The sequence below is a fragment of the Pseudolactococcus yaeyamensis genome, assembly GCF_054658615.1.
In genome coordinates, this window is record NZ_BAAGGP010000008.1 from 46951 (window position 1) to 54553 (window position 7603).

The 7603-nt window shown below is 39.6% G+C and carries 9 protein-coding genes; 3 read left to right on the plus strand and 6 right to left on the minus strand.

All coding sequences use genetic code 11. The annotated features are described in order from the left end of the window. Positions 1 to 123: 123 nt before the first annotated feature. The 5 genes from ftsX to ACYQ21_RS03075 all read right to left on the minus strand — a co-directional run bounded on the left by ftsX (position 124) and on the right by ACYQ21_RS03075 (position 4137). The gene (gene ftsX, locus ACYQ21_RS03055; protein WP_460055015.1) at positions 124 to 1059 is read right to left on the minus strand and encodes a permease-like cell division protein FtsX; all 936 of its coding nucleotides are present in this window, start codon (positions 1057 to 1059) and stop codon (positions 124 to 126) included. Further along, entirely contained in the window at positions 1052 to 1747 is a 696-nt protein-coding gene (ftsE, locus tag ACYQ21_RS03060; RefSeq protein ID WP_031365686.1) for a cell division ATP-binding protein FtsE, read from the minus strand. Before ftsE ends, ftsX begins: the two co-directional genes overlap by 8 nt. Positions 1748 to 1821: 74 nt before the next feature. Then, complete coding sequence (prfB, locus tag ACYQ21_RS03065; RefSeq protein WP_332407220.1) at positions 1822 to 2922, minus strand: peptide chain release factor 2; 1101 nt, start codon at positions 2920 to 2922, stop codon at positions 1822 to 1824. 22 nt (positions 2923 to 2944) lie between these two features. Next, positions 2945 to 4000: a tRNA epoxyqueuosine(34) reductase QueG gene (gene queG / locus ACYQ21_RS03070; protein WP_460055019.1), complete on the minus strand. Its 1056-nt coding sequence runs from the start codon at positions 3998 to 4000 to the stop codon at positions 2945 to 2947. 14 nt (positions 4001 to 4014) lie between these two features. Further along, positions 4015 to 4137 (minus strand): hypothetical protein, encoded by a 123-nt coding sequence (locus ACYQ21_RS03075; protein ID WP_460055022.1) that lies wholly within the window; start codon positions 4135 to 4137, stop codon positions 4015 to 4017. A gap of 182 nt (positions 4138 to 4319) precedes the next feature. On the opposite strand from ACYQ21_RS03075, the gene ACYQ21_RS03080 reads away from it, so the two are divergent. Then, on the plus strand, positions 4320 to 5201 hold the full coding sequence (locus tag ACYQ21_RS03080; RefSeq protein ID WP_460055024.1) for a metallophosphoesterase: 882 nt from the start codon (positions 4320 to 4322) through the stop codon (positions 5199 to 5201). Positions 5202 to 5266: 65 nt separating this feature from the next. Further along, positions 5267 to 5794, plus strand: a complete 528-nt coding sequence (gene ntdP / locus ACYQ21_RS03085; protein ID WP_460055026.1) for a nucleoside tri-diphosphate phosphatase — start codon at positions 5267 to 5269, stop codon at positions 5792 to 5794. Between the two features lie 285 nt (positions 5795 to 6079). On the opposite strand, the gene scrK is transcribed toward ntdP, so the two are convergent. After that, the gene (scrK, locus tag ACYQ21_RS03090) at positions 6080 to 6961 is read right to left on the minus strand and encodes a fructokinase ScrK (RefSeq protein ID WP_460055028.1); all 882 of its coding nucleotides are present in this window, start codon (positions 6959 to 6961) and stop codon (positions 6080 to 6082) included. 193 nt (positions 6962 to 7154) lie between these two features. Between scrK and ACYQ21_RS03095 the strand changes: the two genes are divergently transcribed. After that, positions 7155 to 7603, plus strand: a 449-nt coding sequence (locus ACYQ21_RS03095) for an ISAs1 family transposase (protein ID WP_460055031.1), incomplete at its 3' end; no start/stop codon positions are given.

Here is a 7603-nt window from a genome sequence, read left to right on the forward strand (position 1 = left end):
TTTAAGTTAAATAATGTACAAACTTATAATATCGTTACTATTTTACCATAAAATATCCCTAATGAGACAGCAAACCATGAAAAATAGCAAAAAAGAGCAAGTAGTCGCTCTTTTATTCAAGATTTAAATTTTAAGGAAACGTCTCATTGAGATAATTGACCCGATTGACCCAATCGCCACACCGACGACAAACATTAAAACAATCAATTGTGGGACAAATGTGTTAGGATTCAGAAGGTATAACCCTTGTTGCGATAATGGTTTTTGCAAACCGACATAACCGACACGATAAACGAAACCGATAAGAAGGCTTGGTAAAATAGCACCGATTAGGCCAACCCATGCCCCTTCAAGGAAGAAAGGCCAACGGATATAACCATTTTTAGCACCTACCAAACGCATAATTTGAATCTCTCGTTGACGAGATAAAATCGTAATCCGAATCGTATTAGAAATCAGAAAGACTGCGACAAACAAGAGAAGACCAGCTGCACCGAGTCCCCAAGTTCTGATAACTTTTGAGAGACCAAAAATTTTCTTGGTATTGGTCCCACCGTAGTCTGCACGATCGACGCCATCAATTTTGCTAATACTCTTAGCAACTGCCGTCACATTTCCAGGTTTATCCGCTTCAACGATATAAACATCATAAAGGGGATTACTGTCACCTTTAAACATTTTCCAAGTGTTGCCCATCGATTTCATGAGTTTTTCCAACTCATTTTCCTTACTTGAATAAGTCACTTTGACCACGTGTGGCACAGCTTTAATTTCTTTTTCTACCTTGTGGTAGTCTGCGTTAGGAATCATCTTTGATTTATCATTGGAATCTGGAATTTCTTTGTCAGCATCATGGACGCTAAGTTTCAAAAAGGTTGAAATGCGAACATTATTTTCCAAATCAGAGGCTAATTTCGTTGTATTGAGGATAACGGCTAGAAAGATACCGACCAATACTAGGGTAATGGTGACAGATGAAACAGCAGCAACTGTCATCCAACCATTTCTGCGGAGATTTTTAACGGACTGCCACAGGTGTTTAAAAAATGTTCTAATCATCGTAGCCATATTCTCCTTCTATTTGGTCTCGGACAATTCGACCATTCTCAATCGCAATAACACGATGACGCAAGGTGTTAACAATTTGTGAATTGTGGGTCGCCATTAAAATTGTTGTCCCTTGGATATTAATTTTTTCCAGAAGGTTCATAATTTCCCATGAGTTTTCAGGGTCTAAGTTACCTGTCGGTTCATCGGCAATTAGTACTTTGGGGGCATTAGCAATTGAGCGCGCAATCGCCACACGTTGCTGCTCACCACCTGATAACTCATTTGGGAATGAGCGAACTTTGTGTTTAAGACCAACAAGGTCTAGTACTTCCATGACACGTTTTTTAATTTCACGTGGGCGTTTGCCGATAACTTCCATAGCATAAGCGATGTTTTCATAGACTGTTTTATTTTGTAGCAATTTGTAGTCCTGGAAAACGACACCGATAGAGCGACGAAGCATCGGCACATCACGTTTTTTAATTTTTTCAAGATTGTAGCCAGCGACGACGCCCTGACCTTTATCCAACTTCACTTCACGATACAATAATCTGATGAACGTTGATTTACCAGCGCCTGAAGGTCCTACGACGTAAGCAAATTCTCCGGCCTCAATATCAACTGAGATATTTCGCAAGGCGGTCGTTCCGTTATTATATTTTTTGGTTGCATTACTTAATTTGATAATACTACTCATATTTTTAGTTTCTTTCTGTTTTTTGTCAACATACACATATTATAACAAATTACTATTTCTAAAATATTACAGCCTTACAACATTTTCCATTTGAGATAAGCGTCAATAAAGCCATCTAAATCGCCATCCATAACATTATCAATCTGACTTGTTTCATAACCAGAACGTGTATCCTTAACCAGTTGATAAGGCATGAAAACGTAAGAACGAATTTGTGAGCCCCATGAAATATCGGCTTGATCGCCTTTCAATTCATCGACTTCTGCTTGCTTTTTATCAACTTCGAGTTGGTAGAGTTTAGATTTAAGCATCTTCATCGCCAAATCTCTGTTACCATACTGCGTTCTATCCATAGTAGATGAGACCACGATACCAGTTGGGATATGCGTCAATCGAACCCCTGTTGATACCTTATTAACATTCTGTCCACCCGCACCACCAGAACGGAAAGTATCCATTTTGATATCAGCATCTCGGACATCAACTTCAATCGAATCATCTAATTCAGGCATGACATCAACCGAAGTAAATGAGGTGTGACGACGGTTTTGTGAATCAAAAGGTGAAACACGTACCAGACGGTGCACACCTTTTTCAGAACGAAGGAAGCCGTAAGCGTTGTTACCAGTAAATTTCAGGGTTGCTGATTTAAGACCAGCGACATCACCGTCTTGGTAATCGACAACTTCAACTTTAAAGTTATGGGCATTTCCCCAACGCTCATACATCCGCATGAGCATGCTCCCCCAGTCTTGAGACTCGGTACCACCTGATCCAGGATGAATCTCTAAAAGGGCATTCATGTGATCGTAAGGTTGATTTAAAAGCATTTCAAGCTCATAGGCCTGCATTTTAGCACCTAATTTATCAAGCTCTGTTGCCAATTCCGCCTGCATTTCCTCATCAGCATCTTCTTCCAACATCTCCAACATAACTTCTTGGTCATCAAGCATAGCTTGCATGGTCATGAAAGTCTCATATTTGGCTTTGAGTTGGTTTGATTGCTCAACGACTTTTTGTGCGGCAATGTTATCATCCCAAAAACTAGGGTCAGACATATCATTGTCAAGAAGCGCAATTTCTTCTTCAAGGCGGTCTAAATCGAGATTATCTCGAAATGACGCCATCTTATCTCTATTTTGGGCAATTTGATTGCGAATTTCACTAATTTCCATATTATATTATTCTACCACGTTCTCATCTATTTTTCAAAGATTGATGATGATTCGCCTTTGATTTAATCTTATCTAGCGCCCATTGTGCCGCCTCTTGGTGAACGGCATTGCTAGGATTTGCTGCTATTTCTTCTAATAAAGGAATAGCCGTTTTGTCATTAACATTAGCTAAAACGTAAATCGCATTACGCTGCAAAACATTTTTACCTCGCCATGAGCCTGCAATTTCACTGAATTTAGCCTTGAACTCCTGATTACTCAGCTGAATAAAAGGTTGTAACTCAGGATAAGCCAACTCCGGATTAATCGTCGTCTGAGCCTCGTTCGTAATCCCTTTATTATAAGGACAAGCGATTTGACAAATATCACAGCCATAGAGCATCGTCTTCATTTTGACCCGAAATTCTTTATCAAGCGGCCCTTTTTTCTGGGTTTGGAAACTCAGGCAGCGCTTGGCATTCATGGTTGAATCGCCATTGAGCGCATCTGTCGGGCATGACGTGATGCAATGGTCGCAGTCGCCACAGTCATAATCAACTGGACTGTCTGGTTCAAGCTCAAGATTGGTGATGAGTTCTCCCAAGAACATATAGGAGCCAAATTCTTTAGAAATGACTAGCCCATTTTTACCGATGAAACCGTTCCCCGCGCGTCTGGCAACTGCTGTATCCACTAGCGCCCCTGTATCAACCATGGCCTTGTGGTCAAAATCGTCAGTCAGCTCAGCAATTTTCTCTGATAAATGGGCCATTTTCTCTGTCAAAATATGATGATAATCAATACCCCAACTGGATGAGGAAAATTTGCCACGTTTATAGCCCGATTTTTCAGGTAATTGCGGCAATTTATTAGGATAGGCAACGGCAATCGAAATAATCGTCTTAGCATTGCTAAGTAAAAGCTTGGGCTTAACTCGCTCTTCAATATTTTGGTGTTCAAAACCAGAGTTTATCCCTTTTTCCTGAGCCAGTCTTAGGGATTTTTCTAGGTAGTCAAAATTATCAGCCGTCGTAAAGCCGATTTTAGAAATGCCAATTTCTTTGGAAATGGCAATAATTTGTTCTTTTAAGTTCGTCATGTTTCTATTATACCTTAAATTTCTGTCGTCTCAGGCGCTTGAGGATGCCGTTTTAAATGCATCTTTGATAATTGACCGATTGACTTGACAACCACCAGTTCAAAGCGTTTCAAATCCAGTTCCATATTTTCAAACAAACGTTCGCTGGCTACTGGCTCACCTGAGACATGGTGTCCTTCGACAGTCTTATTTATCTATACCATACCTTCTCCAATTCTTCCTACTTGTCTAACTGTATCTTATAGATTTAAAATAAAAAAGCCACATCTCTACACACCACGTTCAAACATCTTAAAACAAAGCATGCTATACTAAACTTATGAAAACAACGAAAAAGTTAGCCATTCTCTCTGATTTGCATCTGGATGTTAATCAGTTTGATACACAATATAAACAAATTCTAATTCGAACCTTGCAAGCGCAAGACATCACGGATATCCATCTAGCAGGTGATATCTCAAATGACTTTGAAAATTTGTCAAAGCCTTTTTTAGCGCATCTTTCGCAATATTTTACTATTTCCTATAATCTTGGTAACCATGATATGTTGGGCATGACCGAGTCAGATATCACTGCAAATGACTTTCAACTTCGGACAATTGGTCAGAAAAAATTACTGAGTTTTGCAGGTTGGTATGACTATTCATTTTGTCCAGATATTAGTATCAAGCAAAATTTGCGGACTAAAAATACGTTTTGGTTCGACCGAAAAATGACACGAGATGCCGATGATATCACCGTGACTAACCGTATTCTGGCCAAACTTGATGCTGTTTTGACGAACATGACGTCTGCTGATAAGGCGAATCTGATTGTCACCATGCACTTTGTGCCGCACCCTTCTTTTGTGATGACCCATCCTAAGTTTGTCAAATTCAATGCTTTTCTGGGTTCTGATAAATTCCACGCCATTTTTGTTAAACATGGCATCAGGGATGTTGTCTTCGGTCACAATCATCAGTCTTATGACCAAATGATTGATGGCGTACACTATCAATCCAAACCACTAGGCTACAAACGAGAATGGCAGTTAATCAGCGATTACTTCAAAACCTATCCAATCTATCAATCGCTCAACTCCTACAATCTCCATAAGCGTTATCATCTGGTTAAGAAAACAAAAGAATTCGATGCTTATCTCCTCACGCATTTTTCAGAGGAGGTGAAAAAATCTTTGGTTATTTTCGACGTTCAAATCTGACAAATGACGGATAAAATGGTATAATTTTTGTTGAGAACTTTGAATGTTAGAAAGTTGGTAGGATGATGAAAATCCCCAAAGAAGGCGACTTTATTACGATTCAAAGCTATAAACACGACGGAAGCTTGCATCGTACTTGGCGTGATACGATGGTGCTAAAGACTAACGAAAACTCGATTATTGGTGTGAATGACCATACGCTTGTGACGGAAAGCGATGGCAGACGTTGGGTGACCCGCGAGCCTGCTATTGTTTATTTTCACAAGAAGTTTTGGTTCAATATTATTGCCATGATTCGCGAAAATGGCGTAAGCTACTATTGTAACTTGGCCAGTCCTTACACGCTTGACAATGAAGCCCTTAAATATATCGACTACGACCTTGATGTCAAGGTGTTTGCTGACGGTGAGAAGAAATTGTTGGATGTCGAAGAATATGAGCGTCACAAACGTCAAATGCATTATCCAGAAGACATTGATTTTATTTTAAAAGAAAATGTCAAGATTTTAGTTGACTGGATTAATGAAGGTAAGGGACCATTTTCTAAGGAATACGTTACCATTTGGTACGACCGTTATCACCAATTGAAATAAGACCTCAGTGATCTGACGTCTTATTTTTTGTGTCGAAATCAAAATAGGCTGGAACAAAAATCCTCAATCACTAAAAGAGAAAGCGTACGAAGTTATCAAAAAATCAGCGTTTTCTAGCTAATTTCGTATTGTTTTGTCAAAAGAATGCCAATTTGGTATTTTTTATGACACCCAAACCTGCTTCATCCAAAGTGACACAAAATAGGCGATGACCGATTTCCGAAGTTAATCGGAATCATTCATCGCCTATTTTTTGAGGACTTTTGTCCCAGTCACTTGTCAGACTTAGTGTTTTAGATCATATTCCCGTTTCGCCAAAGCAAAATTCCCTACGGTTGCAGACGCATTGTTAGCAATGTTTGGCACTTGGAGATAGTCTGATAGTTCTGGCACAGCAACATAGTCATTCAAGAGGGCCGCAAATTGTTTGCGAACACGTTGCATCATATGCGCTTGCGCCATGACACCCCCGCCAAAAATGATTTTCTCAGGGCGCAGCGTCAAGGTCGTCGAAACAGCAACTTGAGCGATATAGTAAGCCTGAATATCCCAGACATTTGACTCTATTTCAATATTTTCACCTCTTATACCAGTTCGCGCTTCGAGTGAGGGACCTGCTGCGACCCCTTCCAAGCAGTCACCATGGTAAGGACAAACACCCGCAAACTCTAAATCATCTGGATGACGTTTAACAAACATATGCCCCATTTCAGCATGAGAGATGCCTCCGATAAAATCACCATTTTGAATCGCACCCGCACCAATACCGGTGCCGATGGTGAAATAAACCAAGCTTTTAAGTGATGGGTCTAATAACTGTTCACCATAAGCTGATGAATTGACATCTGTCGTAAAGAACATAGGTAAATCAAGCTGAGCTTTCAAAAAGCCAATCATATCAAAATTCGCCCAATGCGGTTTAGGCGTTGTCGTCACAAAACCATAAGTTTCAGAAGTGATATTGACATCAATCGGTCCAAAACTCCCCACTGCAATCGCCACAAGTGATGACCCAAACTGTTTAAAGAAATCCACTGCCTGCTGCAAAGTCGCCTCAGGTTTTTCTGTTGGAAATGTGGTACTCTCAAGAATCACTAGATCTTCATTACCGACGGCACAGACAAATTTTGTACCACCTGCTTCAATACTCCCAAATAATTTACTCATTTTCTCTTAATTGAGTTGCTAACCAACTCATTCCTTTCTAAATGAAAACGTTTCCTCTATTTTACCACATTTACACACAAATAACCGATATAATCGGTTATTTTCACGGTCGTTTCATAAATTAGTGTTGAAAAATTAACCAAAAGTGCTAAACTCCCATTAGGAGAACAATCTGACACTACAAGAAAAATTTATGATTATAGAAGATTCACGAGATGAAAGATACGTTAAATATCCTTTAAGCGATGTCCTAATCATCGTCATGTGCGCCGTTTTATGCGGTTTAGACCAACTCTGTGATATCGTGACTTATGCTGAAAATAAAGCTGAGTTTTTCAAGCGAACTTTCAATATTGAAAAAATCCCTTCAAAACCAACTTTTTCTCGTGTTTTGAGCATGATGGATGGGCAAAAAGTTAGTGAAGTTATTTTTGAGATAATGCGTGAGAATTTTGAAGTCGTTGGCGAGATTATTGCAGTTGATGGGAAAGCAATTCGTAGCACATCGCAAAAGAATAAACCACACTCTGCTTTACAAATTCTCAGTGCTTATTTGACGGAAAGTGGCATAACGCTGGGTCAAAAAGCGATTCATGAAAAAACTAATGAAATTCCTGTTTTTCAAGAAATGCTGGAAATGCT